The sequence below is a fragment of the Streptomyces sp. NPDC085937 genome (assembly GCF_044540535.1).
Lineage (GTDB): Bacteria > Actinomycetota > Actinomycetes > Streptomycetales > Streptomycetaceae > Streptomyces.
This window is the reverse complement of sequence record NZ_JBITSH010000001.1, coordinates 92180-117890: the sequence shown is the minus strand read 5'-3', so window position 1 is coordinate 117890 and position 25711 is coordinate 92180. Positions and strand designations below refer to the sequence as shown.

Genomic DNA, 25711 nt, shown 5'->3' with positions numbered 1-25711 from the left:
CCTGAACTGCGAAGGGCAGCAACACATGGCTGAGCGCCGCGTCAACGTCGGCTGGGCCGAGGGTCTCCACGCCCGCCCCGCCTCCATCTTCGTCCGAGCCGCCACGGCCGCAGGCGTCCCGGTGACGATCGCCAAGGCCGGGGGCACCCCCGTGAACGCGGCCTCGATGCTGGCCGTCCTGGGCCTGGGCGCCCAGGGCGGTGAGGAGATCGTCCTCGCCTCCGACGCCGAGGGCGCGGACGCCGCCCTGGACCGTCTGGCGAAGCTGGTCGCCGAGGGGCTCGAGGAGCTTCCCGAGACCGTCTGAGCAGAAGAGCCGGACGGACGACCGCGGGGAAATTCCCCCAGGTCGGCCACACGGCATCGAAAGGCCCGTCCGGATCACCGGGCGGGCCTTTTGCATTTCTCTTTCCGGGCAGCAGAAATAGCCCCCACGAATTATCCGCTCTTTGTATACGGGACCCGTGTTAATGGCGCAGGCTCGGCATGTTTACGGGATGTTGCGAGTTCCTCACACGCTCCGCGCGTACGGCACGCTCGGCCCCGGAGGCGAACCGCAGCCGGTGTCCGGCGCCCGCGTGCTCGGTGTGCAGCGCCGTGAGGGTCCGCGCCCGGTCGCCGTCGCCACGGGCCACGGCGTCCACGATCGCGCCGTGCTCCGCCCAGTACGCGACCGGATCCGCCGGCCCCTCGACCGCGTACATCCAGGCGATCTTGTGCCGCAACTGCGTCAGCATCGAGGTCAGCGCGGGACTCCCCGAGGCCTGGGCGAGCGTCTCGTGGAACCAGCCGCCCAGCGAGCGCAGGTCGTCGCTGTTGCCCTGACGTGCGCGTTCCTGCCCCAGTCTGACCAGACCGCGCAGCACCTTCAGATGGGCGTCGGTGCGCCGCTGGGCCGCCCGGGAGGCGCCCAAGGGTTCCAGGAGCTGGCGCATCTCCAGCAGGTCGGCGGCCTCCTGCTCGGTGGGCTCCGCGACGCACGCGCCCGCGTGCCGCCGGGTCACCACGAAGCCCTCGGCCTCCAGCGTGCGCAGCGCCTCGCGCACGGGGACGCGGGAGACGCCGTATCGGCGGGCGAGCAGTTCCTCGGTCAGCCGGCCACCGCGCTCGTAGACACCGGCGACGATGTCGTCCCGGATCGCCGTGCACACCGAGTGCGCGGGAATACGCATGACCGACCTCCGCATTAATCCCCGTGAAACGTCGTCGATTGACGTCCGTTCGTGACTCTATTGCAATCGGCGACAATTTCCGACGGCGGGCGGGAATCCATACATATTTTTTGGACAGACGGCGGGCTGACGGTTGTGCCCCGAAACGGCGAAAGTCCCGGCTCACGGGGAGCCGGGGCGGGAGGGCGGACGTGCGCGCCCTGGACGTTCCCTAGATGTTCACGCCGTGCGACCGGAGGTAGGCGACCGGGTCGAGGTCGGAGCCGTAGTCCGCGGACATCCGCGCCTCGAAGTGCAGATGGGCGCCCGTGACGTTGCCGGTGGCGCCGGAGACGCCGATCTGCTGGCCCGCGGCGACCTCCTGGCCCACCGACACGGCGAGGGAGGACAGGTGGGCGTACTGGGTGTAGGTGCCGTCGTGCATCTTGATCACGACCTGGTTCCCGTACGCGCCGCCCCAGCCGGCCTCGACGACGGTGCCGACGCCGACCGACTGGACGGGCGTGCCACTCGCGGCGTGGAAGTCGATCCCGGTGTGGCTGCCGGACGACCAGATGGCGCCGCCGCTCTGGTAGGCCGTCGAGACGTAGGAGCCGGGGATCGGGGAGACGAAGGTGTTGAGGCGCTTGCGCTCGGCCTCGCGCGCAGCGCGCTCCTTCTCCGCACGGGCCTTCTCGGCCTCCTCGGCCGCCCGCTCCCGGGCCGCCTCCTCGGCGGCCTTGCGCGCGGCGGCCTCGGCCGCCTCACGGGCTGCCTCGTGCTGGGCGGCCGCCTGGGCGTCGACGCGGTCGGCGACCACGCCGCCCAGCGTGACGACGGGGGTGAGGCCGGTCTGCGCCGCGGCGGGCTCGGCGGCGAGTGCGGGGGCCGCGAGCGAGCCGACGACGCCGGTGCCCGCGAGGGCCGCGACGCCCGCGGCGCGGGCGGTGCCGCGCTGGACGCGGCTGGGACGACGGTGCTTCCCGGTGGCGCGCGTGAACGCCATGTACAGGCTGTTCCTTTCCTTCCCTCTCGCCTACCGGGTTAGCTGACGGGTTCGGAGCAGGAAGGTCTCCTACGGGCACCCTCGCGACACGCGCGGGCGTCCGATTCACCCCAGGGACTACAGGTGGGTCCCCGGCTCCCCTGGCTCGCGCCGTACGGGGACTCGGCGATGACTGTCCGGTGCCGCGGATGCGGCGCACTGCCCGACGAACAGCCCGCATGAAACTAAGCGGGGCATCTCTCAATCCTCAAACGAATCCCCGTTTTTGTAGCGCATCCCACAGGGCAGACAGGCAACCTCCGCCCCAATTCGGGCATAAGGGAGCCCTGGTGACGTTCCCGCCACCAGGGCTCCTCGCGCCCGCGTGTCCCGGCCGGTCCCTACTCGGCCGTCACGACGGTGACTTCACCGATTCCCAGGGCCTCCACGGGCGCCTTGATCTGCGCGGCGTCACCGACGAGGACGGTCACCAGACGGTCCACCGGGAAGGCGTTCACCACCGCGGCCGTGGCCTCCACGGTGCCGGTCGCGGCCAACTGCCGGTACAGGTCGGCCTGGTAGTGGTCGGGCAGGTGCTGCTCGACCTGGTCGGCCAGGGTGCCGGCGACGGCCGCGGCGGTCTCGTACTTGAGCGGCGCCACGCCCACGAGGTTCTGCACCGCGACGTCGCGCTCCTCGTCGGTGAGGCCCTCGGCGGCCAGCGTGCGCAGCACGGTCCACAGGTCGTCCAGCGCCGGGCCGGTGTTGGGGGTGTCGACGGAACCGCTGATGGCCAGCATCGACGCCCCCGTGCCGTCCGGGGCCGACCGGAGCACCTGGCCGAACGCCCGCACGCCGTAGGTGTATCCCTTCTCCTCGCGCAGGACGCGGTCCAGGCGGGAGGTCAGGGTGCCGCCGAGGCAGTACGTGCCGAGGACCTGCGCGGGCCACACGCGGTCGTGCCGGTCCGGGCCGATGCGGCCGATGAGCAGCTGCGTCTGGACGGCGCCGGGCCGGTCCACGATGACGACGCGGCCGGAGTCGTCGGCGACCACCGGCGGCACGGGCCGCGGCTGGGCCTGCGAGCCGGTCCAGGCGCCCAGGGTGTCGGCGAGCAGCCCGTCCAGGTCGATGCCGGTGAGGTCACCGACCACCACGACGGTGGCCGTGGCCGGGCGGACGTGCTTCTCGTAGAAGCCGCGCACGGCCGCGGAGTCGATGCGCTCGACGGTCTCCTCGGTGCCCTGGCGCGGGCGCGACATGCGTGCACTCGCCGGGAACAGCTCCTTGGCGAGCTCCTTCGCGGCACGGCGGGACGGGTTCGCCAGCTCGTGCGGGATCTCGTCGAGGCGGTTGCGGACCAGCCGTTCGACCTCGCTGTCGGCGAACGCGGGCGCCCGCAGCGCGTCGGCGACCAGCCCGAGCCCCTTGGCGAGCCGCGAGGCGGGGACCTCGAGGCTGAGGCGGACGCCGGGGTGGTCGGCGTGCGCGTCCAGGGTGGCGCCGCAGCGCTCCAGTTCGGCGGCGAACTCCTCGGCGGTGTGCTTGTCGGTGCCCTCGGAGAAGGCCCGCGCCATGATCGTGGCGACGCCGTCCAGACCGTCCGGCTCCGCGTCCAGGGGCGCGTCGAGGGACACCTCGACGGCGACGACCTGCTGGCCGGGGCGGTGGCAGCGCAGGACGGTCAGGCCGTTGTCGAGCGCGCCGCGCTCGGGGGCCGGGAAGGCCCAGGGCTTGGCCTCGCCCGCCTGCGGCCGGGGGTGGAAGTCCATCGTGGCGAGCTCGGTCACTTCGCCGCCTCCTCGTTCTCGTCGGCGCCGGCGGCTGCGGCGGCTTCCTCGGTTGCGTCGGTGCCGTCCCCGGCCTCCGGGGCGACGGGCTCGTAGACGAGCACCGCGCGGTTGTCGGGCCGCAGGCGGGCCTTGGCGACCTCCTGGACCTCCTCGGCCGTCACCTCCAGGACCCGGCTCACGGCCGTGAGGGCGAGCTGCGGGTCGCCGAACAGCACGGCGTAGCGGCACAGTTCGTCGGCGCGGCCGGCGACCGTGCCGAGCCGGTCCAGCCACTCGCGCTCCAGCTGGGCCTGGGCGCGCTCCATCTCCTCGTCGGTGGGGCCCTCCTCGGCGAACCGGGCGAGCTCCTCGTCGATGGCGGACTCGATGACCGGCACCTCGACGTCACCGGACGTCTTGACGTCGAGCCAGCCGAGCGACGGCGCACCGGCCAGCCGCAGCAGGCCGAACCCGGCCGCCACGGCCGTACGGTCGCGCCGCACCAGCCGGTTGTAGAGCCGGGAGGACTCGCCGCCGCCGAGGATGGTGAGCGCCACGTCGGCCGCGTCGCTCGCGCGGGTGCCGTCCTCCGGGAGCCGGTAGGCGGCCATCAGCGCACGCGCGGGGACCTCCTCCTCGACGACCTCGCGCAGCTCCCCGCCCATGACGTCGGGCAGCGCGCCGTCACGCGGGGCGGGCTTGCCGTCGTGGGACGGGATGGAGCCGAAGTACTTCTCGATCCAGGCGAGCGTCTGCTCCGGGTCGATGTCACCGACCACCGACAGCACCGCGTTGTTCGGCGCGTAGTAGGTGCGGAAGAACTGGCGGGCGTCCTCCAGGGTCGCCGCGTCCAGGTCCGCCATCGACCCGATGGGCGTGTGGTGGTACGGGTGGCCCTCCGGGTAGGCGAGGGCGGTGAGCTTCTCGAAGGCGGTGCCGTAGGGGACGTTGTCGTACCGCTGGCGGCGCTCGTTCTTCACGACGTCCCGCTGGTTCTCCATGGACTCCTCGTCCAGGGCGGTCAGCAGGGAGCCCATGCGGTCGGCCTCCAGCCAGAGGGCGAGCTCCAGCTGGTGGGCCGGCATGGTCTCGAAGTAGTTGGTGCGCTCGAAGCTGGTGGTGCCGTTCAGCGAGCCGCCGGCGCCCTGGACCAGTTCGAAGTGTCCGTTGCCCTTCACCTGGGCGGACCCCTGGAACATCAGGTGCTCGAAAAGGTGAGCCAGACCGGTGCGTCCCTTGACTTCGTGCCGTGAGCCGACGTCGTACCAGAGGCACACCGCGGCGACCGGGGTCAGGTGGTCCTCGGAGAGCACCACGCGCAGGCCGTTGGCCAGGCGGTGTTCGGTCGCTGTCAGGCCTCCGGAGCCTGCCTGGGCTGTGGCCGTGTGACCCATGGGCATGTACGTCCCTTCGATCGCGGAGGCGGTCGTCGTCGACACCGCCCGTTTCTGCCGGTCCTGCCACTGTATGCAAGCGCGCGGACGGTCGGCGGAGTTCCCGCCCCGGGCGGCTACGCCGAGAGCGAGAACCTGGTGGGACGGGTGGTACGGGGGTGCGCGGTGGGGCGCGACAGGGCGCGGGCGGGCCCGCACTCTCCGTGCACGGGCGTGCGCCGCGGGGTTTCGGGGGCGGGGTGCGGGCGGCTTGGCGAGGGGGTGCCGCAACAGGTGCGGACGGCAGCTCTTCGCGGGGCGCTGGGGGCGCGGCAGGGAACGGGCGAGGGTGCCGACGGCAGCCCCTTGCGGGGCGTTCGGGGGCGCGGCAGGGGCCGCGCGGGGCGCCGGCACCGGCTCGCCGGGGGCACGAGGTGGGCCGGCACACGTCCCGTGCCGCTGCCCAAGGCGCGTGCCCGGCAGGGTGGTCGTGGTCCTGGGCGGCGGGCCGGCCGTCGCCCGCGGCAACGCCCCCGCGGGACGTGGGCGGACCGCGCGGCGTACCCTGCTCGCGCCGCCGCACCGCGTCGAACAGGGCTGCCGGACCCGGGTCCTGGTCCCGCCCTGTCAGTGCGAAGGTCCACAATGGTCCGCGTCAGATCCCGTCCACGCTCAGCAAGGAGCCGGCAGCGATGGCCCGCCGCAGCACGAAGACCCCGCCGCCCGACGACCCGTTCGAGGAGAAGATCCTCGACATCGACGTCGTCGACGAGATGCAGGGCTCCTTCCTCGAGTACGCGTACTCGGTCATCTACTCCCGCGCCCTGCCCGACGCGCGTGACGGTCTCAAGCCGGTGCACCGCCGCATCGTCTACCAGATGAACGAGATGGGTCTGCGCCCCGAGCGCGGGTACGTGAAGTGCGCCCGCGTCGTCGGCGAGGTCATGGGCAAGCTGCATCCGCACGGCGACGCGTCGATCTACGACGCCCTGGTCCGCATGGCCCAGTCGTTCTCGATGCGCGTGCCCCTGGTCGACGGCCACGGCAACTTCGGCTCCCTGGGCAACGACGACCCGCCGGCCGCCATGCGGTACACCGAGTGCCGGATGACCGAGGCCACGAGCCTCATGACCGAGTCCATCGACGAGGACACGGTCGACTTCGCGCCGAACTACGACGGCCAGGAGCAGGAACCGGTGGCGCTGCCCGCCGCGTTCCCGAACCTCCTGGTCAACGGCGCGTCGGGCATCGCCGTCGGTATGGCCACCAACATGCCGCCGCACAACCTGCGCGAGGTCGTCGCCGCCGCGCGGCACCTGATCCGGTACCCGAACGCCGACCTCGACGCGCTGATGAAGCACGTCCCCGGCCCCGACCTGCCCACCGGCGGCCGGATCGTCGGCCTCTCCGGCATCCGGGACGCCTACGAGAGCGGCCGCGGCACGTTCAAGATCCGCGCCACGGTGACCGTGGAGGACGTGACGGCCCGCCGCAAGGGCCTGGTCGTCACCGAGCTGCCGTTCACGGTCGGCCCGGAGAAGGTGATCGCCAAGATCAAGGACCTGGTCGGGTCGAAGAAGCTCCAGGGCATCGCCGACGTCAAGGACCTGACCGACCGCGCGCACGGACTGCGCCTGGTCATCGAGATCAAGAACGGCTTCGTGCCGGAGGCCGTGCTGGAGCAGCTGTACAAGCTGACGCCGATGGAGGAGTCCTTCGGCATCAACAACGTGGCGCTGGTCGACGGCCAGCCGCTCACCCTCGGCCTCAAGGAGCTGCTGGAGGTCTACCTCGACCACCGCTTCACCGTGGTGCGCCGGCGTTCGGAGTTCCGCCGCGGCAAGAAGCGCGACCGGCTGCACCTGGTCGAGGGTCTGCTCACGGCCCTGGTCGACATCGACGAGGTCATCCGCCTCATCCGCTCCAGCGAGAACTCCGCGCAGGCCAAGCAGCGGCTGATCGAGCGCTTCTCCCTGAGCGACGTCCAGACCCAGTACATCCTGGACACGCCGCTGCGCCGCCTCACCAAGTACGACCGCATCGAGCTGGAGGGCGAGAAGGACCGGCTGACCGCGGAGATCGAGGAGCTGACCCGCATCCTCGACTCGGACGCGGAACTGCGCAAGCTGGTCTCCGCCGAACTGGCCTCCGTGGCGAAGAGGTTCGGCAACGACCGGCGCACGCTGCTGCTGGAGTCGGCCGGCGTCCCGGCCGCGGTGCCGCTGCAGGTGGCGGACGACCCGTGCCGTGTGCTGCTGTCGTCCACGGGGCTGCTGGCGCGCACCGCCGACGACCGGCCGCTCGGCGGCGCCTCCGCCGCCAAGCGGGTCAAGCACGACGTGATCGTCTCGGCGGTGCCGGCCACGGCGCGCGGCGAGATCGGCGTGATCACCTCGTCCGGCCGGCTGCTCCGGGTGAACGTGGTCGACCTGCCGACGCTCCCGGAGTCGATGCCGACACCCAGCCTGTCGGGCGGCGCGCCGCTGGCGGAGTTCGTGTCCCTGGAGGACGACGAGCTGGTGGTGTGCCTGACCACGCTCGACGAGTCCTCGCCCGGACTGGCGATCGGCACCCAGCAGGGCGTGGTCAAGCGGGTGGTGCCCGACTATCCCTCCAACAAGGAGGAGCTCGAGGTCATCACCCTCAAGGACGGCGACCGGATCGTCGGCGCGGTCGAGCTGCGCACCGGCGAGGAGGACCTGGTCTTCATCACCGACGACGCCCAGCTGCTGCGCTACCAGGCGGCGCAGGTCCGCCCGCAGGGGCGGCCCGCGGGCGGTATGACGGGCATCAAGCTCGCCGACGGCGCGAAGGTCATCAGCTTCACGGCGGTCGATCCGGCGGTGGACGCGGTGGTGTTCACGGTCGCGGGATCGCGGGGCACGCTGGACGACTCGGTCCAGACGACGGCCAAGCTGACGCCGTTCGACCAGTACCCGCGCAAGGGCCGGGCCACCGGCGGTGTGCGCTGCCAGCGGTTCCTGAAGGGTGAGGACTGCCTGTCCCTGGCCTGGGCGGGCCCGGCACCGGCGCGCGCCGCGCAGAAGAACGGCACCGCGGTGGACCTCCCGGAGCCCGACCCGCGCCGGGACGGCTCGGGCGTGTCCCTGCCCAAGACGGTGTCCGTGGTGGCCGGTCCGGTCTAGGCCCCCGGGTCCTCCGCCTCCTGGACGTAGCGCAGGACGCCCCACATGCCGGCCTCGTCGGCGTGTGGGGCGCCGTCGCTCACACACCCGTCCAGCGCGCCGCGCAGGGCGCCGGTGTCGAGGCCGGTGCCGATCAGCACGAGCTGCGTCGCACGCCCGGCCCCGGCCGGCCACGGCTCCGGGTAGAAGCGCAGGAAACGGCCGACGGCGTGCACGGCGTACCGGTTGCGCACGTCGTACGGCCCGAAGTCGACGTATCCCTTGATGCGGTACAGCCCCTGCGGTCTGCTGTCGAGGAACGCGATGAGCCGCCGCGGGTCGAGGGGCTGCCCGGACTCGAACGACAGGCTGTCGTACCCGGCGTGCAGGTGGGTGTGACGGCCGTGCTCGCGGTCGTCGCGGTGGAGGTCGTCGAAGGACAGCTGCCCGACGCGCTCCTCGCCCGGCCGGCAGTCGAAGAGGAACTCGGGGTCGACGCGGCCGTGCGTGGCGGTCACCACGGCGGCGCGGTCGACGAGGTCTCCGACCGTCTTCAGCACGGGTCCCGGGTCGTCCACCCGGTCGGTCTTGTTCACGACCACGAGATCGGCGAGCGCCAGGTGCCGGTCGATGCCGGGGTGCGCGGACCGGGTCTCGTCGAACTCGGCGGCGTCGACGACCTCGACGAGTCCGCCGTAGACGATGTCCGGCAGTTCGCTGGCGAGGACCATGCGGACCAGTTCCTGCGGTTCGGCGAGACCGCTGGCCTCGATGACGATGACGTCGATCCCGGCGGAGGGCCGGGCGAGCCGCTCGAGGTACTCGTCCAGTTCACTCGCGTCGACGGCACAGCACAGGCAGCCGTTGCCGAGGGACACGGTGGAGTCGCCGAGCGCCCCGGCGACGGCCATCGCGTCGATCTCGACGGCCCCGAAGTCGTTCACGATCGCGCCGATGCGGCTGCCGCCGCTGCGGTGGAGAAGGTGGTTGAGCAAGGTGGTCTTCCCCGAGCCGAGGAATCCGGCCAGGACGACCACCGGAATCTGCCGCCCGCTGCTCCGCTCCGACACACGACCCCTCTCACACCTGTGCGCACACCGGCTCGCTGACGGCGTGCGCACGGACGAACGACTGACGCTCCAGGATACGAGCCTGCGCCCCGACGCCTCCGCTCGTTGCGCGCCGTCCGTTTTGCACGTAGGCGCGTGGGAAACGTCCCCCCTACGACGAGGGGGGACCGGTGGCACACCACAACTTACGCCGCTCGGCGATCGCGCTCAGCGCATGGGCCGGGGCCGCAGCGCTCTGCATACTCGCAGTGGGGGTGGCATCGGTGACGATCAGTGGGTGGATGGTCAGCGGCGTGGAAAGCGCGAATGGGGATTCGCGCACAGCCGTCGAGCGAAGCGCCCTCGGCGACTATTTCGGGGGCGTGAACGCGGTTTTCTCCGGTCTCGCCCTTCTCCTGCTGGTCGTGGCCCTGTTCTTCCAGCAACGCGAGCTCCGGTCACAGCGTGAGGAACTGGCGTTGCAGCGGCAAGAACTCGTGGCTTCCCGAGAGGAGCTACGCAGAAGCGCGGAGGCTGACCTCCGAGGGTTGCACGTGCAGCTTACGGAGATGGCAATGGCTGACCCGTCGTTGGCCGAGGTCTGGAACGACCTGCCCCGCGCACCAGCGGGAACGGTACGCCAGCATCTATTCGCCAACCTGGCGTTCAGCCACTACGTGCTTATGCACAGTTGGGGACACATGTCTGAGGAGCAGATACTCGCGTACGCCAGCAGCCTGCTGCGGAGTCCCGCGTTCCGCCAGTATTGGGAGGCTGCCCGAGCCATCAAGAACAGCCTCCCCGCAGACACGTCCGAGGGACAAGTGTTCCGCATCTTCGAGCGAGCGATGACCGACTTGGACTGAAGCGATCAACGCCCACTCGCCTTGGCTAAGCCTCCGGTATGTCAGCCCTCGCCTTGATCAACGTCTCCCTGGTGATCACCACGATGCGCTCGTGGTCGGCGCGGGCAGCGTCAGCGGGCAGTTGCGATTCAAGCGAATCAGTGGCATCCGTACCGATGACGGCGAAATTGCCGTCGGCCAGCTCGAAGAGGTCGGGGCAGGTTGCCCCGGTAGCACTGCCTCGAAGACGCGGAGCGACGCCGAGACGGCGAACGATCTGACTCACTGGCTTCCTCTGTTCTCTTGGCACGAGCACCAGCGCTCGATGCCGCGCTAAGCGCGAGGGCATTCTGGCAGGACTCCCCTCCCCACGGGAAACAGCGCGCAGGAGTAGTCTCCTGCGCACTCTGGGCGCGACACGGCACATCAGTGCCTTGGCCTGGGCCGACAAGGCGCCGGAGGGGAAGTCAGGTTAGGCTCACCTGTGTGAGTAGCACGTGCTCAACCGTCTCCCGCGAGCTCGACGAGCCCGTCGCGGGAACCGCGGCCACCGCGACGACCTGGCTGCTGCTGGAGCAGCCCGGCCCGTGGGGTGCCAAGGCGCTCACGTCGAGCCACCTGGACCCCGCGCTGGGCCGCGCCCTGGAGGCCGCCGCGAAGAACACGGGCGTACGCATCGCCCTCATCCGGCGCCCCGGACGTCACGCGGACAGCCGCATGCCGGCCTCACGCCACGTGTACGTGGCCCACACCGTGCCGGGCAACGTCTGGTTCCACGAGGCCACCACCGCCGACCCCGCCCGCCTGCTCGACCTCGACTTCCCGGCCCTCGGCCGAGGCGACGCCGCCGGCTTCGGCTCGGTGCTCGGCGGGGTCCCCCACCGGGGCGATCCCCTCGCCCTCGTCTGCACCAACGGCAAGCGTGACCGCTGCTGCGCCCTGCTCGGCAGGCCCCTTGCGGCCGAGCTGGCGTCGTCCGGTGTCGAGGGCGTCTGGGAGGTCACCCACCTGGGCGGTCACCGCTTCTCCCCCACCGTGCTCGTGCTGCCGTACGGCTACGCGTACGGCAGGGCGGAGGCGCATGCCGTCAAGGAGGTGCTGCACGGCGCGCGGAAGGGCCGGATCGTCACCGAGGGATGCCGGGGCGCTTCCGCGTGGGAGCGGCCCGGTCAGGCGGCCGAGCTGGCCGTACGGCGTGCCATCGGCGAAGACGCCGCGCAGGTGCTGAGCGTCGTACGCACCGAGGGCGCGGCGCCCCGCTGGGAGGTGACCGTCGCCCATGCGGACGGGCGGCGCTGGCGGGTGGAGGTCGACCAGGGGGCGTCCCTTCCACCCCGGCCGGAGAGCTGCGGCTCGGTGCTGGGTTCACCCGCGCGGATGGACGTCGTGGCCGTCCGCGAGCTGACCACGGCGGCCCTGGCGAGCTGACCGCGCCGGGCGGGCAAGTACCGCGGGAGAAGCACGTCACACCCCCTACGGCACTCCCGCCTCCCCCACGTACCGTCGGGGCATGACCCCCACATCCCCCGCTCGCCGCCTGCGCCTCGGCCTGCCGCGGCGGGTGTTCTCCCAGGTCCTGCTGATGCAGGTGGCGATCGCCGCGGGAGTCGCGGTGCTGGCGACCGGCCTGTTCCTCGCACCGCTCGGCGAGCAGCTGGACGACCAGGCGATGCGCCGCGCCCTCGCGATCGCGCAGACCGCCGCCCAGCAGCCCGGGATCGTGGAGGATCTGCGCGCCACGGAACCGACGCCCGACGGGCCGGTGCAGCTGGAGGCGGAGCGGGTCCGGCGGGCCACCGGCGCGGAGTACGTCGTGATCCTCGACCGGCGGGGCGTGCGCTGGTCGCACACCGACCCGGAGCGGATCGGTGCCCCGGTGTCGACCGACCCGAGCGAGGCGCTGGCCGGCCGCGAGGTCATGGAGATCGACGAGGGCACCCTCGGACGCTCCGCACGCGGCAAGGTCCCGCTGAGGGACGCGGCCGGCGAGGTCGTCGGCGCGGTCTCGGTCGGCATCGCCTACGACAGTGTCCGGGCGCGGTTGATCCACGCGATCCCCGGCCTGTTCGCGTACGCGGGCGGTGCCCTGGCGGTGGGTGCGCTCGCGGCCTGGCTGATCTCCCGGCGGGTCCAGCGGCAGACACGTGACCTGGCCTTCTCCGACATCGCCGCGCTGCTCGCGGAGCGCGAGGCGATGCTGCACGGCATCCGGGAGGGTGTCGTGGCGCTGGACCGCACCGGGCGCGTCCGCCTGCTCAACGACGAGGCGCAGCGGCTGCTCGGCATCGGCGAGGAGGCGGTCGGCAATTCGCCCGACGAGGCACTGGGCCGAGGCCGTACCGCGGACGTGCTGGCCGGGCGGGTGAGCGGCACCGATCTGCTCACCGTCCGCGGGCAGCGCGTGCTGGTCGCGAACCGCATGCCGACCGACGACGGCGGCGCGGTGGCGACCCTGCGCGACCGGACCGAGCTGGACCAGCTGAGCCGGGAGCTCGACTCCACGCGCGGGCTGATCGACGCGCTGCGCGCCCAGGACCACGAGCACGCGAACCGCATGCACACCCTGCTGGGGCTGCTGGAGCTGGAGATGTACGAGGACGCGGTGGAGTTCGTCGGCGAGGTGGTGGGTGAGCACCGGGCGACGTCGGAACAGGTCACCGAGAAGATCCGGGACCCGCTGCTGGCGGCGCTGCTGGTGGGCAAGGCGACGGTGGCGGCCGAGCGCGGCGCGGCCCTGCGGATGTCGGACCGGACCGGCCTGCCGGACCGCCTGGTCGACCCGCGTGGTCTGGTGACCGTCGTGGGGAACCTGGTGGACAACGCGCTGGACGCCGTCGCGGGCACCCCGGACGCGCGCGTGGAGGTCGAGTTGCGTGCCGAGGGCCGTACGGCGGTGCTGGTGGTGCGGGACACGGGTCCCGGGGTCCCACCCGAGCGGCGTGAGCTGATCTTCACCGAGGGCTGGTCCACCAAGGTGCCGCCCGGCCACCGCGAGCGGGGCATCGGGCTGCCGCTGGTGCGCCGGCTCGCCCACCGCCACGGAGGCAGTGCGCGCGTGGGCGAGGCGCCGGGCGGAGGCGCCGAGTTCACCGTCGTGCTGCCCGAGGCCCTGGCGGAGCCGGACGCGCGGCCTGCCCTCGCCGGAGCCCGCGTCCGGTCCACCGGACCGGAGGGGGCGCGGTGATCGAGGTGCTCGTCGTGGACGACGACGTGCGGGTGGCGCGGGTCAACGCGGCGTACGTCGACAAGGTGCCCGGTTTCCGGGCCGTGCCCCCGGCGCACAGCGCGGCCGAGGCGCTCGACCGGGTGGAGACGCTTCCCCGGGTGGACCTCGTCCTGATGGACCACTACCTGCCCGACGAGACGGGCCTGGAGGTGGTCCGGGAAATGCGCCGGCGCGGCCACCAGGCGGACGTGATCATGGTGACGGCGGCCCGGGACGTCTCGACGGTGCAGGCGGCGATGCGGCACGGCGCGCTGCAGTACCTGGTCAAGCCGTTCGCCTTCGCCGGGCTGCGCGGCAAGCTGGAGGCGTACGCGCGGCTGCGCCGCACCCTGGACGGCGGCGGCGAGGCGGAACAGGCCGAGGTGGACCGCATCTTCGGCGCCCTGTCGGAGTCCACCGAGCCGCAGCTCCCCAAGGGCCACTCCCCCACCACGGCGGAGCTCGTACGGCGGGCGCTGATGGCCGCCGAGAGCCCGCTGTCGGCCCAGGAGATCGCCGAACGCACGGGAGTGAGCCGGCAGACCGCCCAGCGCTATCTCAAGCTCCTGGAGCGCACGGGACGGGCCACGCTGACCCTGCGCTACGGCGACGCGGGCCGCCCGGAACACCGTTACGTGTGGGCGACCCGCGCCTGAGGCACGGCTCGTGGGGGCGGGGGAAGGGAACCGTGCCCTTCCCTCATACGGACGCGGGCGCCGTACGTCTCCGAGTGCAGTTTTTCGTCACGCCGCGCCCGCGCCCGTGAGCGAGCGCACCTCGGTTTCCGCGTGCCGGGCCTCGTCGGGCACCTCGGGGGAGGTGACCGTGCCGAGCCAGCCCGCGAGGAAGCCCAGCGGGATGGAGACCAGACCCGGGTTCTGCAGCGGGAAGAGCTGGAAGTCGGCTTCGGGGAAGAGGGAGTCGGGGCCGCCGGACACCACCGGGGACAGCAGCACCAGCACGACCGCCGGGATCAGGCCGCCGTAGACGGACCACACGGCGCCGCGGGTGGTGAACCCGCGCCAGAACAGCGAGTAGAGCAGCACGGGCAGGTTCGCGGAGGCGGCCGCGGCGAAGGCGAGGCCCACCAGGAACGCGACGTTGAGGTCGCGGGCGAGGAGGCCGAGGGCGATGGCGACCACGCCGATGCCGACGGCGGCGACGCGCGCGACGGCCACCTCGCTGCGCGGCCTGCCGCCCGGGCGGCGCAGGGAGGCGTACAGGTCGTGGGCCACGGAGGCCGAGGAGGCGAGGGTGATCCCGGCGACCACGGCGAGGATCGTGGCGAAGGCGACCGCGGCGACGACCGCGAAGAGCACCGTGCCGCCCGTGGTGCCGGCGCCGCCGCCGAGGTCGAGCGCGAGCAACGGGACCGCCGTGTTCCCCGAGGCGTGCGAGGCGCGTACGGCGTCCGGGCCGATGAGGGCGGCGGCACCGAAGCCGAGCACGATCGTCATCAGGTAGAAGCCCCCGATGAGGCCGATCGCCCAGACCACCGAGCGCCGGGCGGCCCGCGCGGTGGGGACGGTGTAGAAGCGGGACAGGATGTGCGGCAGGCCCGCCGTCCCCAGGACCAGCGCGAGTCCGAGGCTGATGAAGTCGAAACGGGCGGTCCAGTCGCCGCCGTAGGCGAGGCCGGGGGCGAGGAACGCGTCGCCGTGGCCGCTGCGTTCCGCGGCGGTGTGCAGCATGCGGTTGATGTCGCCGTGGAAGCGCAGCAGGACGAGGACGGTCAGGGTGATGGTGCCGCCGAGCAGCAGGACCGCCTTGACGATCTGGATCCAGGTGGTGGCGCGCATGCCGCCGAGCGACACGTAGATCACCATGAGCGCGCCGACGCCGACGACGGTCCAGGCCTGTACGGCCTCTCCGGTGCCGCCGAGCAGCAGCGCGACCAGGCTGCCCGCGCCGACCATCTGCGCCACCAGGTACAGCACCGAGACGGTGACGGAGGAGGTGCCTGCGGCGATGCGCACCGGCCGCTCCCGCATGCGGGCGGCGACCACGTCGGCGAGGGTGAACCGTCCGCAGTTGCGGACCAGTTCGGCGACCAGGAACAGGACGACGAGCCAGGCCACGAGGAAGCCGACGGAGTAGAGCATCCCGTCGTAGCCGACGAGGGCGATGAGTCCGGAGATGCCGAGGAAGGAAGCGGCGGACATGTAGTCGCCCGCGATGGCAAAACCATTTTCCAGGGGCGAGAAGAGGCGGCCGCCCGCGTAGAACTCCTCGGCGGAGCCCTGCCGGTGGCGGCTGACCCAGGTGGTGATGCCGAGGGTGACGGCGACGAACGCGCTGAACAGCAGCAGTGCGGTGGTCTGGTGGTCGGTGGTCACGCCGCACCGCCTCTGCCGCGCGCCAACTCCTGGGTGTCCCAGCGCAGTTCCAGCGCGGCACGGTCGCGCCGCAGCCGGGCGTGGCGCACGTAGGCCCAGGTGAGCAGGAAGGTGGTGAGGAACTGGCCGAGCCCGGCGAGCATGCCCACGTTCACCGCGCCGGCGACGGGGCGTGCCATCAGCCCGGGCGCGGTGGTGGCGGTCACGACGTACGCGACGTACCAGACGAGGAAGGCGAGGGCCCCGGGGACCACGAAGCGCCGGTAGCGGCTGCGTACTTCCTGGAAGGCCGCGCTGCGCTGCACCTCGAGGTAGATGTCGGCCGCCGGCACGGCGTCCGGCGCGGGCCGCCTCGGTGGTGCTTCCGCCGCTCCCGTCGCCTCGGCCGACTCGCCCCAGCCCGAGGCCAGGGCGTCGTACCAGGGATCGTCGTAGGTCACGTCCCCCGCATTGCTTCGCTGCATGCCCAAGGATGGACAGAACGGGAACTTCCCTGACTCTTCTTCCCGTTCCGGTTCACTCCATCAGGTGACTGGAGCGTGCAGGCACCTCCGGAAGCGGCCAGGACGACGGCGCCGCCCCGGAGCGGGGCGGCGCCGTCGTCCTGACACTCTTCGCCAGGCGTCCGTCCTAGGCGTCGATGCGGGAGCGGTCGAGCGTGGCCGCGGAGCTGGAGATGAACTCCTTGCGCGGGGCCACGTCGTTGCCCATGAGGAGGTCGAAGACCTGCTCGGCGGCCTCCAGATCGGTGAGGTTGATCCGGCGCAGGGTGCGGTGACGCGGGTCCATGGTGGTCTCGGCGAGCTGGTCGGCGTCCATCTCGCCCAGACCCTTGTAGCGCTGGATCGAGTCCTTGTAGCGGACGCCCTTGCTCTGGAACTCCATGAGCTTGTCGCGCAGCTCCCGGTCCGAGTAGGTGTAGACGTACTTGTCCTGCCCCTTCTTCGGCTGGACGATCTCGATCCGGTGCAGCGGCGGCACGGCGGCGAAGACCCGCCCGGCCTCGACCATGGGCCGCATGTAGCGGTGGAAGAGGGTCAGGAGCAGGGTGCGGATGTGGGAGCCGTCCACATCGGCGTCGGTCATCATGATGATCTTGCCGTAGCGCGCCGCGTCGATGTCGAAGGTCCGGCCGGACCCGGCTCCTATGACCTGGATGATCGCCCCGCACTCGGCGTTCTTCAGCATGTCCGTGACGGACGACTTCTGCACGTTGAGGATCTTGCCGCGGATCGGCAGCAGCGCCTGGAACTCGGAGTTCCGGGCGAGCTTGGCCGTGCCGAGCGCGGAGTCACCCTCGACGATGAACAGCTCGCTGCGGTCGACGTCGTCGCTGCGGCAGTCGGCGAGCTTGGCGGGCAGCGTGGAGGACTCCAGGGCCGTCTTGCGGCGCTGTGCGTCCTTGTGCTGGCGGGCCGCGATGCGGGTGCGGGCCGCGGCGACGACCTTCTCCATGACCGTACGGGCCTGCTGGGCGCCGTCCCGCTTGGTCGAGGTCAGGAACGCCTTGAGCTCCTTGGAGATCACGTTGTTCACGATGCGGCGGGCCGCCGAGGTGCCGAGCACCTCCTTGGTCTGGCCTTCGAACTGCGGTTCGGCCAGGCGGACGGTGACCACCGCGGTGAGGCCCTCGAGGGCGTCGTCCTTGACGATGTCGTCCTCGGCCACGCGCAGCATCTTCTTGGCCCGCAGCACCTCGTTCATCGTCTTGGCGACGGCCTGCTCGAAGCCCGCGACGTGGGTGCCGCCCTTGGGGGTGGCGATGATGTTGACGAACGAGCGAAGGGTCGTCTCGTAGCCGGTCCCCCAGCGCAGCGCGACGTCGACGCCGAGCTCGCGGGTGACCTCGGTGGGCGTCATCTGGCCGTGCTCGTCCAGGACCGGGACCGTCTCCTTGAAGGCACCCTGTCCGGTGAAGCGGAGCGTGTCGCAGACCGGCCGGTCGGAGGCCAGGAACTCGCAGAACTCGCTGATCCCTCCGTCGAAGCGGAAGGATTCCTCACCCTTGCTGCCGCCCTCGCCGAGCCCGTACTCGTCCCGGACCACGATGGTCAGGCCGGGCACCAGGAACGCGGTCTGCCGGGCGCGCTGGTGCAGGGTGTCCAGGGCGAGCTTGGCGTCCTTGAGGAAGATCTGGCGGTCGGCCCAGTAGCGCACCCGGGTGCCGCTGCGGGTCTTGGGGATCTTCTTGGCCTTGCGCAGCCCGCTCTTGGCCTCGAACTTGGCGTCCGGGCCCTGGCCGGTGAAGGCGCCGGGAACACCGCGCCGGAAGCTGATCGCGTGGGTGTGCCCCCCGCGGTCCACCTCCACGTCGAGCCGCGCGGAGAGCGCGTTCACCACGGACGCGCCGACGCCGTGCAGACCGCCGGAGGCCGCGTAGGAGCCGCCGCCGAACTTGCCGCCGGCGTGCAGCTTGGTCATGACGACCTCGACACCCGAGAGGCCGGTCTTGGGCTCGACGTCGACCGGGATGCCCCGGCCGTTGTCCCGGACCTCGACCGAGCCGTCGTCATGGAGCACGACCTCGATGTGGTCGCAGTAGCCGCCGAGAGCCTCGTCGACGGAGTTGTCGATGATCTCCCAGAGGCAGTGCATCAGGCCACGGCTGTCGGTGGACCCGATGTACATACCGGGGCGCTTCCGCACGGCCTCGAGCCCCTCGAGGACGAGCAGGTGCCGCGCGGTGTAGTTGGAACCGTCCCGGTCTGCTCCTGCCAGCAGCGCTGTGGACGGCACGGACGTCTCGGCGGTCACGCGGTTCGCTCCTCGCTGAATTTCAGATGGGGCCCTGGTGGGTAAGGGCGCGGCTTGGTTCACCGGTGAGAGGGTACCGAGGCCTGGTAGAGCCGTTGTAACGCCACCCTCGTCTCCGGCCCACCCTAGTCGAGAGTCGTATGGGTGTTCGATCCCTCGGAGGAGTGAAGCACACATCACGTTCCCTTCGAGGCATGAACCATTTAGGCTCCGGGCACGTCCTCATGAACAACCGGCAACCCAGCCGGGAGGGCCGACCACCGATACGACGCGAATCCGTACGACACAGAGACACGCACTACGGCACATTCGCCGCCAACCGGCAGCAGCCGGCCGCCTCGGAAACTTTTTTCGAGGAAAAGCCTCGAGCGGGAACGTTTTGGGGCTGGTTGGATGTTGACCCTGGTACGACAGCTCGTCGAGCTAGAGAAGAGGCGACGTGACTACTGTTCTGACCCCCGCGAGCCCCCTGACGGCCGCCGATCGCTGCGACCGCTGCGGCGCCCAGGCTTACCTGCGCGTCGTCCTGCTGAGCGGCGGAGAACTGCTCTTCTGCGCCCACCACGGTCGCAAGTTCGAGCCGGAACTCAAGAAGATCGCCGCTGAGATACAGGACGAGTCGGAGCGGCTGACCGCTCCGAAGGCAGCTCCCGAAGAGGAGCGCTGAGACTTCGCGTCCACATACGACGAGCAGCCGAACCGGCACAGGCCGGCGAGCGGGCGGCGTCCTCCCCGGTGGAGGACGCCGCCCGTCTTGCGTTCTCCTAGGCGTCCAGGCCCTGTACGGGGCGGTGCGAACGGCGGTCGGCGTGCTGCAGCGGCGCGGAGGCGCCTTGGGGCGCTTCGACAAGCCTCCCGCCGTCGGGGCACACCGGCGTGGCGCCGCGTGCCCGTGCCTCACGGTGCGTGACCGGCGCACGTGGGCGCGACTCGGGTGCCCACTACGGAGCTCCCCGCGCCGGAAAAGCGCCTGCCCCCCTCGGACTGGCCGGCGGGCCCCGTGAGGGCCGGCCAGAGCCCTCAGGGGCGCCCGCTGCCGCCCTCTCAGGTGCGGGAGGCCGCAGACCAGCCCAGGGTGCGGAGGACGTCGGAGATGCGCGTGTAGACCCCCGGGCTGCCCGCCCAGCCGCATCCCGCTCCCCAGGACACCAGCCCTATCAGCCGCCCCTCCGCGACCAGCGGCCCGCCGCTGTCGCCCTGGCAGGCGTCCCGCCCCCCGGCCACCTCACCCGCGCACAGCATCGTCTCGGCGCGGTAGGTGCCGTGGGAACCGCCCGGGTACGCCTGCTCGCACAGCGCGTCGGGCTGCACCCGTACCCGGGCGCCGTGCAGGCTGCCCGCATAGCTGCCGGAGCCCGTGGTGTCCCCCCAGCCGTAGACCGTGGCGGCCGTACCCGCGCGGTACGCCGGATCACCCGCCCCGGCCATGCCTATGACCGCGGTCGCCGGCAGCGGTTCGGCCAGACTCAGTACGGCGAAGTCCCCGGAGTTGGTGTCGCCGTCGTACTTCGGGTTCACCCAGATCGCGCGTACGGCGATCTCCTGGCCCCGGTCCGAGAGGAGCTCGGTGCGTCCCGCGATCACCCTGAGGTCGCGCAGCCGCTCCGGGGCGGTGCCGAGCACCTCCTTGTCCATGCAGTGGGCGGCGGTGAGCACGGTGGTCCGCCCGACCGCCACACCCCCGCAGAACTGTCCCGCCCGCGTACCTCCGAACCGGTCACGGCTGGAGAGAGCCACGGTGTACGGGCTCTGTGACACATCGACGGGGAAGCCGCCGACGACGATGCTGTCGGCGGCCACCGGAGCGGCCGTGGCCAGTGGTATGACGGCCCCCGCGGCCACGAGGGTCAGCGGCAGGGCCAGGGCCCTGGCAAGTCGACGTCGCATGCGCGCTCCTCACACTGGGGTGATCCTCAGCCACCCACAGTGAGGGAAGCGGTCGGCGCACGCACCCGCGCGACAGCGTGAAGGCCCGGCCCCCTGGACGGGGGCCGGGCCTTCACGGACGGCGGTGCACGACGGGTCGTCGTGCGAGATCGACCGCTTAGTCGAGGTAGTCGCGCAGCACCTGCGAACGCGACGGGTGGCGCAGCTTCGACATGGTCTTGGACTCGATCTGGCGGATGCGCTCACGCGTGACGCCGTACACCTTGCCGATCTCGTCGAGGGTCTTCGGCTGACCGTCGGTGAGACCGAACCGCATCGAGACGACGCCCGCCTCGCGCTCCGACAGGGTGTCGAGCACGGAGTGCAGCTGCTCCTGCAGCAGCGTGAAGCTGACGGCGTCGGCCGGGACGACGGCCTCGGAGTCCTCGATGAGGTCACCGAACTCGCTGTCGCCGTCCTCGCCCAGCGGGGTGTGCAGGGAGATGGGCTCGCGGCCGTACTTCTGGACCTCGATGACCTTCTCGGGGGTCATGTCGAGTTCCTTGGCCAGCTCCTCCGGGGTGGGCTCGCGGCCCAGGTCCTGGAGCATCTGGCGCTGCACGCGCGCGAGCTTGTTGATGACCTCGACCATGTGCACCGGGATACGGATGGTGCGGGCCTGGTCGGCCATGGCGCGGGTGATCGCCTGACGGATCCACCAGGTGGCGTACGTGGAGAACTTGTAGCCCTTGGTGTAGTCGAACTTCTCCACCGCGCGGATCAGACCGAGGTTGCCCTCCTGGATGAGGTCCAGGAACAGCATGCCGCGGCCGGTGTAGCGCTTGGCCAGCGAGACGACCAGTCGGAGGTTGGCCTCCAGCAGGTGGTTCTTGGCCCGGCGGCCGTCCTCCGCGATGATCTCCAGCTCGCGCTTGAGCTTCGGCGCCAGCTTGTCGGAGTTCGCCAGCTTGTCCTCGGCGAAGAGGCCTGCCTCGATGCGCTTGGCCAGCTCCACCTCCTGCTCGGCGTTGAGGAGGGGGACCTTGCCGATCTGCTTGAGGTAGTCCTTGACCGGGTCGGCGGTGGCACCGGCTGCGGCGACCTGCTGGGCCGGAGCGTCGTCCTCGTCCTCGTCGGAGAGCACGAAACCGGCGTTCTCGGTGCCCTCGGGCTCGTCCGCCGCCTTGGTCTCCTCGATGGCCTCCTCGTCGACCAGCTCGGCGTCGTCCTTCTTGCCCGCGGTCTTCTTGGCGGCGGTCTTCTTCGCCGTGGTCTTCTTGGCCGTCGCCTTCTTGGCGGTGGTCTTCTTGGCGGCCGCCTTCTTGGCGGGCGTCTCTTCCTCGGCGGCGGGGTCGGCGGCGGGAGCCGCCGGTGCGGCGGCGGTGGTCTTCCGCGGGGTCGCCGTCTTGGCCGCGACGGTCTTGGTGGCGGTGCGCTTGGCGGGACTCTTCGCTGCGACGCTCTTGCGGGTGCGCTTGGGCTCTGCGGCACTGACCATCAGCGTCACACCCTCTTCCTCGAGGATCTGGTTGAGGCTGCGCAGTACGTTCTTCCACTGAGTGGCCGGAATCTGGTCAGCTTCGAAGGCCCGACGCACGTCATCGCCGGCGATCTGCCCCTCAGCCTTTCCCCGCTCGATGAGCGCCATGACAGAGACGGACTCGGCGATCTCCGGCGGGAGCGTACGGGATGTGCTGGCCGACACGAACAACCTCTCGGAACGTTGGAAAACGGCTTCCGGCCCCGTCCACAGTGGACAGGGGCCGACCGCCGGCTTGGGGATGGGCCGACGGCGCGGGCGGGGGCCGGGAAGATGCACAGCGCCGTGAACGGCGTCCGTATTCCCTCCGCGGCTGTCACCTCTTAGGTCATCGCGTTCTCCCCGGGAGCGTTACGCCCAATCCGCGTGGCCCGAGTCACACCACGTAATCAGTCAGAACCTGACAGACGAGGACAAAATCGTGCACCGGGGGCGAGGAGGTCGCCCGCCCAGGCGCCGATCCGCCTTTTCAGGCCGTCGGACCCCACGGGATCGCCGATGATCCCGCAGGGTCCGACGAGGGACGGCTCACGGATGCGACGTTGCCACAGGAGGGGGGTGGCAGGCCGGACCGCGCCGTCAGGGGAACCCGGTCAGTGCTCGCGCGGTGCGGGCACCACGCGCTCCACCTCGGGGTGGACCGTGAGGAGCTGCCGCATGGCCGTCTCGGCTGCCGCGCCGTCTCCGGCGGCCAGGGCGTCGACGATCCGGCCGTGGTGGGCGAGCGAGGTCTCGTTCGGCCGCTCACAGCCCGTGACGGGGCCGCCCGAGACCTGCAGCGCGGCGGACACGATGCCGGACAAGTGCTCCAGCATGCGGTTGCCCGCGACCTGGATGAGCAGCGAGTGGAACTCGGAGTCGGCCCGGGCGAAGGTCAGCGCGTCGCCCTGGCCGAGGGCGTGCCCCATGATCTCCACCATGTCGGCGAGGCGCTGCTGGACGTCATCCCGGCCGTGACCCGCGGCCAGCCGGGCGGCGAGCGGCTCGATCGTCCAGCGCAGCTCGCTCAGCTCCCGGCGCTGGTCGTCCCGCTGCGGCCCGTAGGCCCGCCACTCGATGATGTCCGGGTCGAGGAGATTCCAGTCACTGACCGGGCGCACCCGCGTGCCCACGTTCGGCCGGGCGCTGACCAGGCCCTTGGCCTCCAGCACACGGAGCGACTCGCGGACGACGGTGCGGGAGACCTCGAAACGCTGACCGATCTCCTCCGGGACCAGCGGACGGTCGGCGCCCAGATCACCCGAGACGATCATCTGTCCCAGCTGCTGGACGAGTTGTCCGTGCAGTCCGCGTCCGCGGCTGCCCGCGGTCCGCCGGCCGACGCGACCCAGGTCCGGCTCCGCTCCGTCCCACACGGGGCTCCCGACACGGTCGACGCCGGGCGCCTCCGCGTAGGGGTAGCGGTCGAGTTCGCCCGGGGTCGCGAGGCCGGAGTCGGCGGAGCGGGCGGCGGTCATCATGGTGTGCGCAAGGGTACTCACGCTTCCTTTGTCGGCGTCGGCTCCAACTCCCTTGAGGTCTTTGGTGAAAAGCACACGAAAGGGTGATCGCTCACCCCGTCGCAATTGACGCCTTATCGGAAAGAAATGAGCTCTCCCCAGGGAGTTACGAGCAAAGAAAGGCCGAGAGAAGCAAATTCGGTCATCATCGGACTCTGCTCCGCAGGCCGGTGAACACATACGCACCCAGGAGCGCCACCACCGACAACGCCATTGCGCCGCCCACGGGTTGGGCGACCAGACGCAGCACCGCCTCCAGGTGCTGCTCGCCTCCGAAAGGCCACCGCAGCGGCAGACCGTCGCGCAACCGCTGCGAAAGCGGCTCCGGGGTACGCGCCGACGGCCCCTCCAGGAGCTTGTGCACGAGGGGTACGACGAGAAGGGGCACGGCGACGACCGCGGCCAGTCCGGCGGTGGTGGACCGGAAAACCCCCGCGGCCAGCACACCGGCCCAGGCGCAGCCCGTCATCAGGGCGAGCCAGCCGGCGGTCAGCGGAAGCCAGTCGGTGGGCACCGTGACCATTTCGCTCCCGTGGACGAGGTACAGCAGTTCGGCGTCGCATCCGATGGTCAGCACGGCCAGCACGAGCGCGGCGGCGGATGCGACGAGGAGCTTGGCCGTAAGCAGTCCCAGCCTGCGGGGCACCGTGCCACGGTCCGCCGCCAGCGCGGGATGACGGAACTCGTCCCCGAAGGCCAGCGCTCCGAGCAGGCCCGCCCCGAGCGCGGCGGGCGGCAGCGGCAACTCGGCGGGCCACGCGGCCAGCAAACGCGGTTGCGGGGTGTGGCCGATGCGGGCCAGCACCACGGCGGTGAGGGCGGACACGAGGAGCACGCATGCCCCGACGACGTACCCCGTGGCCACACCCGTGGCACGGCGGATCTCGTACCGGACGGGCCGCAGCGGGCGAGGCGCGGGACGGACGAGGACGGGGGGAGGGAGGGCGACGTGGGGGCGGGTCGAGCGGGGGGTGGAGGGGGCGGTGGTGCGGGTGGTGGAGGGGGCGGTGGTGCGTCGGGGGGCCGCCGTCTTGTGGGTTTCGGCTTCGGGTGGGGGGACTTCGTGTGGGGCGACTTCGGGTGGGGCGGCTTCGGGTGGGGCGGCTTCGGGTGGGGCGGCCGACTGGTCGGGGGCCAGGGGTTCGGCAGTGGGGGTGAGTGGTGGCCGTTCGTCCTTCTGCGGGTCTCCGGGCGCCTGCGCGGGCTGTCCATCCGTGACGGCCCCTGCCGAGACCCCAGCACCAACACCCGGGCCCATGTCACCGATCTCGTCAGCCAGTTGGTGGACGACGATGCCGTGGCGGAAGGCCGTCTCCCCCACCTCGGCGCAGGTACTGCCGTAGACGCAGAGGCGGTTGCCGCCCTCCCGTACGACCTCCACGGAGCGCCGGGCGGAGCGGGCCTCCTGCGTGAGCAGCGCGGACAGACGGACGGCGTGCGGACTGCGGACGGCGACACGGGGGCGCAGCCGGGTGCGGGCGAACTCGGCGGCTTCCTGGTCGGCGACGACCCTCCCGCCCTCCAACGTGACCACGTGGTCGGCGATCCGCGCCGCCTCTTTCGGATCGGCCGTGCTGCACAGGACCGTGCCACCCTGCGCCGCGTGCTCCCGCATCATGTCGTGCAGCCAGCGGCTCTCCCCCACGGACAGCCCCCGGGCGGGGTCGTCGAGCACGAGCGTGTGCGGGTCGGTGAGGAGGGCGCAGGCCAGACCGAGCCGGCGGTCCATCCCGCGCGACAGCGTTCCGAGCCGTTCGTCGCGCAGGCTCACGAGGCCCACCGCTTCGAGGACTTCGTCGGCCCGCCGGGCCGGGACACCCGAGGCCGCGCACAGCATGCGGAGATGACCGCGCACCGAACGGGCGGGGTGGCCCGGCACATCACCCAGCAGTACGCCGACCTCGTGGGCGGGGTGGGGGATGCGGTGCAGGGGACGGCCTCTGAAGTAGGTGACCCCACGCCCGCGTTGGAGTTCGAGCATGAGCTTGAGCACCGTCGTCTTGCCGGCGCCCGGCGCTCCGAGCAATGCGGTGACGCGGCCCGCATGCGCCTCGAAGGAGACGTCGTCGACGGCGGGCGGGAGCTCTTTGCGAGGGCTGCTGGTCAGTCCGATGGCCTGGATCACCCGATGCAAGATAGCGCGCCAAATCGGGTTTTTCGGGCACCGCAGGGCCCGTTGCCCGCTGTCCGTCGCCGGGAGGGAAGGACGTC

The 25711-nt window shown here is 71.5% G+C and carries 20 protein-coding genes and 1 riboswitch; of the genes, 7 read left to right on the top strand and 13 right to left on the bottom strand.

The features are described 5' to 3' along the window. Positions 1–25: 25 nt before the first annotated feature. Positions 26–307, top strand: coding sequence for an HPr family phosphocarrier protein (locus ACIF8S_RS00490; protein WP_006136411.1), 282 nt, complete (start codon positions 26–28; stop codon positions 305–307). A 160-nt stretch (positions 308–467) separates the two neighbouring features. Here the strand turns inward: ACIF8S_RS00490 and ACIF8S_RS00485 are convergent, their stop codons facing one another. The 4 genes from ACIF8S_RS00485 to ACIF8S_RS00470 all read right to left on the bottom strand — a co-directional run bounded on the left by ACIF8S_RS00485 (position 468) and on the right by ACIF8S_RS00470 (position 5302). Further along, on the bottom strand, positions 468–1172 hold the full coding sequence (locus tag ACIF8S_RS00485) for a GntR family transcriptional regulator (RefSeq protein ID WP_352168877.1): 705 nt from the start codon (positions 1170–1172) through the stop codon (positions 468–470). 211 nt (positions 1173–1383) lie between these two features. After that, entirely contained in the window at positions 1384–2157 is a 774-nt protein-coding gene (locus ACIF8S_RS00480) for a M23 family metallopeptidase (protein ID WP_399996475.1), read from the bottom strand. Between the two features lie 12 nt (positions 2158–2169). Then, positions 2170–2335, bottom strand: a riboswitch (cyclic di-AMP (ydaO/yuaA leader). Between the two features lie 202 nt (positions 2336–2537). Continuing rightward, positions 2538–3926, bottom strand: a complete 1389-nt coding sequence (locus ACIF8S_RS00475; RefSeq protein ID WP_399996474.1) for a M16 family metallopeptidase — start codon at positions 3924–3926, stop codon at positions 2538–2540. After that, on the bottom strand, positions 3923–5302 hold the full coding sequence (locus ACIF8S_RS00470) for a M16 family metallopeptidase (protein ID WP_399997049.1): 1380 nt from the start codon (positions 5300–5302) through the stop codon (positions 3923–3925). Before ACIF8S_RS00470 ends, ACIF8S_RS00475 begins: the two co-directional genes overlap by 4 nt. A 671-nt stretch (positions 5303–5973) precedes the next feature. Between ACIF8S_RS00470 and ACIF8S_RS00465 the strand changes: the two genes are divergently transcribed. Next, on the top strand, positions 5974–8427 hold the full coding sequence (locus ACIF8S_RS00465; protein WP_399996473.1) for a DNA topoisomerase (ATP-hydrolyzing) subunit A: 2454 nt from the start codon (positions 5974–5976) through the stop codon (positions 8425–8427). Here the strand turns inward: ACIF8S_RS00465 and ACIF8S_RS00460 are convergent. After that, positions 8424–9476 carry a CobW family GTP-binding protein gene (locus ACIF8S_RS00460; protein WP_399996472.1) on the bottom strand — a complete coding sequence of 351 codons (1053 nt, stop codon included), beginning with the start codon at positions 9474–9476 and terminating at the stop codon, positions 8424–8426. The genes ACIF8S_RS00465 and ACIF8S_RS00460 overlap by 4 nt on opposite strands. Before the next feature lie 170 nt (positions 9477–9646). Between ACIF8S_RS00460 and ACIF8S_RS00455 the strand changes: the two genes are divergently transcribed. Beyond that, a complete protein-coding gene (locus ACIF8S_RS00455) occupies positions 9647–10321 on the top strand; it encodes a DUF6082 family protein (RefSeq protein WP_399996470.1) in 675 nt (224 codons plus the stop codon). A gap of 25 nt (positions 10322–10346) precedes the next feature. Here the strand turns inward: ACIF8S_RS00455 and ACIF8S_RS00450 are convergent, their stop codons facing one another. After that, positions 10347–10586 (bottom strand): hypothetical protein, encoded by a 240-nt coding sequence (locus ACIF8S_RS00450; protein WP_399996469.1) that lies wholly within the window; start codon positions 10584–10586, stop codon positions 10347–10349. Between the two features lie 200 nt (positions 10587–10786). Here ACIF8S_RS00450 and ACIF8S_RS00445 point away from each other — a divergent pair, with 200 nt between their 5' ends. The 3 genes from ACIF8S_RS00445 (at position 10787) to ACIF8S_RS00435 (ending at position 14161) form a co-directional block, all read left to right on the top strand. Then, on the top strand, positions 10787–11728 hold the full coding sequence (locus tag ACIF8S_RS00445) for a sucrase ferredoxin (protein ID WP_399996468.1): 942 nt from the start codon (positions 10787–10789) through the stop codon (positions 11726–11728). Between the two features lie 82 nt (positions 11729–11810). Then, positions 11811–13484 carry an ATP-binding protein gene (locus ACIF8S_RS00440; protein WP_399996467.1) on the top strand — a complete coding sequence of 558 codons (1674 nt, stop codon included), beginning with the start codon at positions 11811–11813 and terminating at the stop codon, positions 13482–13484. After that, complete coding sequence (locus ACIF8S_RS00435; RefSeq protein WP_399996465.1) at positions 13481–14161, top strand: response regulator; 681 nt, start codon at positions 13481–13483, stop codon at positions 14159–14161. Before ACIF8S_RS00440 ends, ACIF8S_RS00435 begins: the two co-directional genes overlap by 4 nt. 87 nt (positions 14162–14248) lie before the next feature. Here the strand turns inward: ACIF8S_RS00435 and ACIF8S_RS00430 are convergent, their stop codons facing one another. The 3 genes from ACIF8S_RS00430 to ACIF8S_RS00420 all read right to left on the bottom strand — a co-directional run bounded on the left by ACIF8S_RS00430 (position 14249) and on the right by ACIF8S_RS00420 (position 18595). Further along, on the bottom strand, positions 14249–15841 hold the full coding sequence (locus ACIF8S_RS00430; protein ID WP_399996464.1) for a cation acetate symporter: 1593 nt from the start codon (positions 15839–15841) through the stop codon (positions 14249–14251). Next, on the bottom strand, positions 15838–16305 hold the full coding sequence (locus ACIF8S_RS00425) for a DUF485 domain-containing protein (RefSeq protein ID WP_399996463.1): 468 nt from the start codon (positions 16303–16305) through the stop codon (positions 15838–15840). Before ACIF8S_RS00425 ends, ACIF8S_RS00430 begins: the two co-directional genes overlap by 4 nt. 166 nt (positions 16306–16471) lie before the next feature. Then, positions 16472–18595 (bottom strand): type IIA DNA topoisomerase subunit B, encoded by a 2124-nt coding sequence (locus ACIF8S_RS00420; protein WP_399996462.1) that lies wholly within the window; start codon positions 18593–18595, stop codon positions 16472–16474. Positions 18596–19034: 439 nt separating this feature from the next. Between ACIF8S_RS00420 and ACIF8S_RS00415 the strand changes: the two genes are divergently transcribed. Beyond that, on the top strand, positions 19035–19262 hold the full coding sequence (locus ACIF8S_RS00415) for a hypothetical protein (protein ID WP_024885632.1): 228 nt from the start codon (positions 19035–19037) through the stop codon (positions 19260–19262). A gap of 377 nt (positions 19263–19639) precedes the next feature. Here the strand turns inward: ACIF8S_RS00415 and ACIF8S_RS00410 are convergent, their stop codons facing one another. The 4 genes from ACIF8S_RS00410 to ACIF8S_RS00395 form a co-directional block, all read right to left on the bottom strand. After that, entirely contained in the window at positions 19640–20482 is an 843-nt protein-coding gene (locus ACIF8S_RS00410) for a S1 family peptidase (RefSeq protein ID WP_399996461.1), read from the bottom strand. Positions 20483–20639: 157 nt separating this feature from the next. Next, a complete protein-coding gene (locus tag ACIF8S_RS00405) occupies positions 20640–22166 on the bottom strand; it encodes an RNA polymerase sigma factor (RefSeq protein ID WP_399996460.1) in 1527 nt (508 codons plus the stop codon). A gap of 428 nt (positions 22167–22594) precedes the next feature. Next, positions 22595–23482 (bottom strand): FadR/GntR family transcriptional regulator, encoded by an 888-nt coding sequence (locus ACIF8S_RS00400; protein WP_399996459.1) that lies wholly within the window; start codon positions 23480–23482, stop codon positions 22595–22597. Positions 23483–23645: 163 nt separating this feature from the next. Further along, the gene (locus ACIF8S_RS00395) at positions 23646–25625 is read right to left on the bottom strand and encodes an ATP-binding cassette domain-containing protein (protein WP_399996458.1); all 1980 of its coding nucleotides are present in this window, start codon (positions 25623–25625) and stop codon (positions 23646–23648) included. Between the last annotated feature and the right edge of the window lie 86 nt (positions 25626–25711).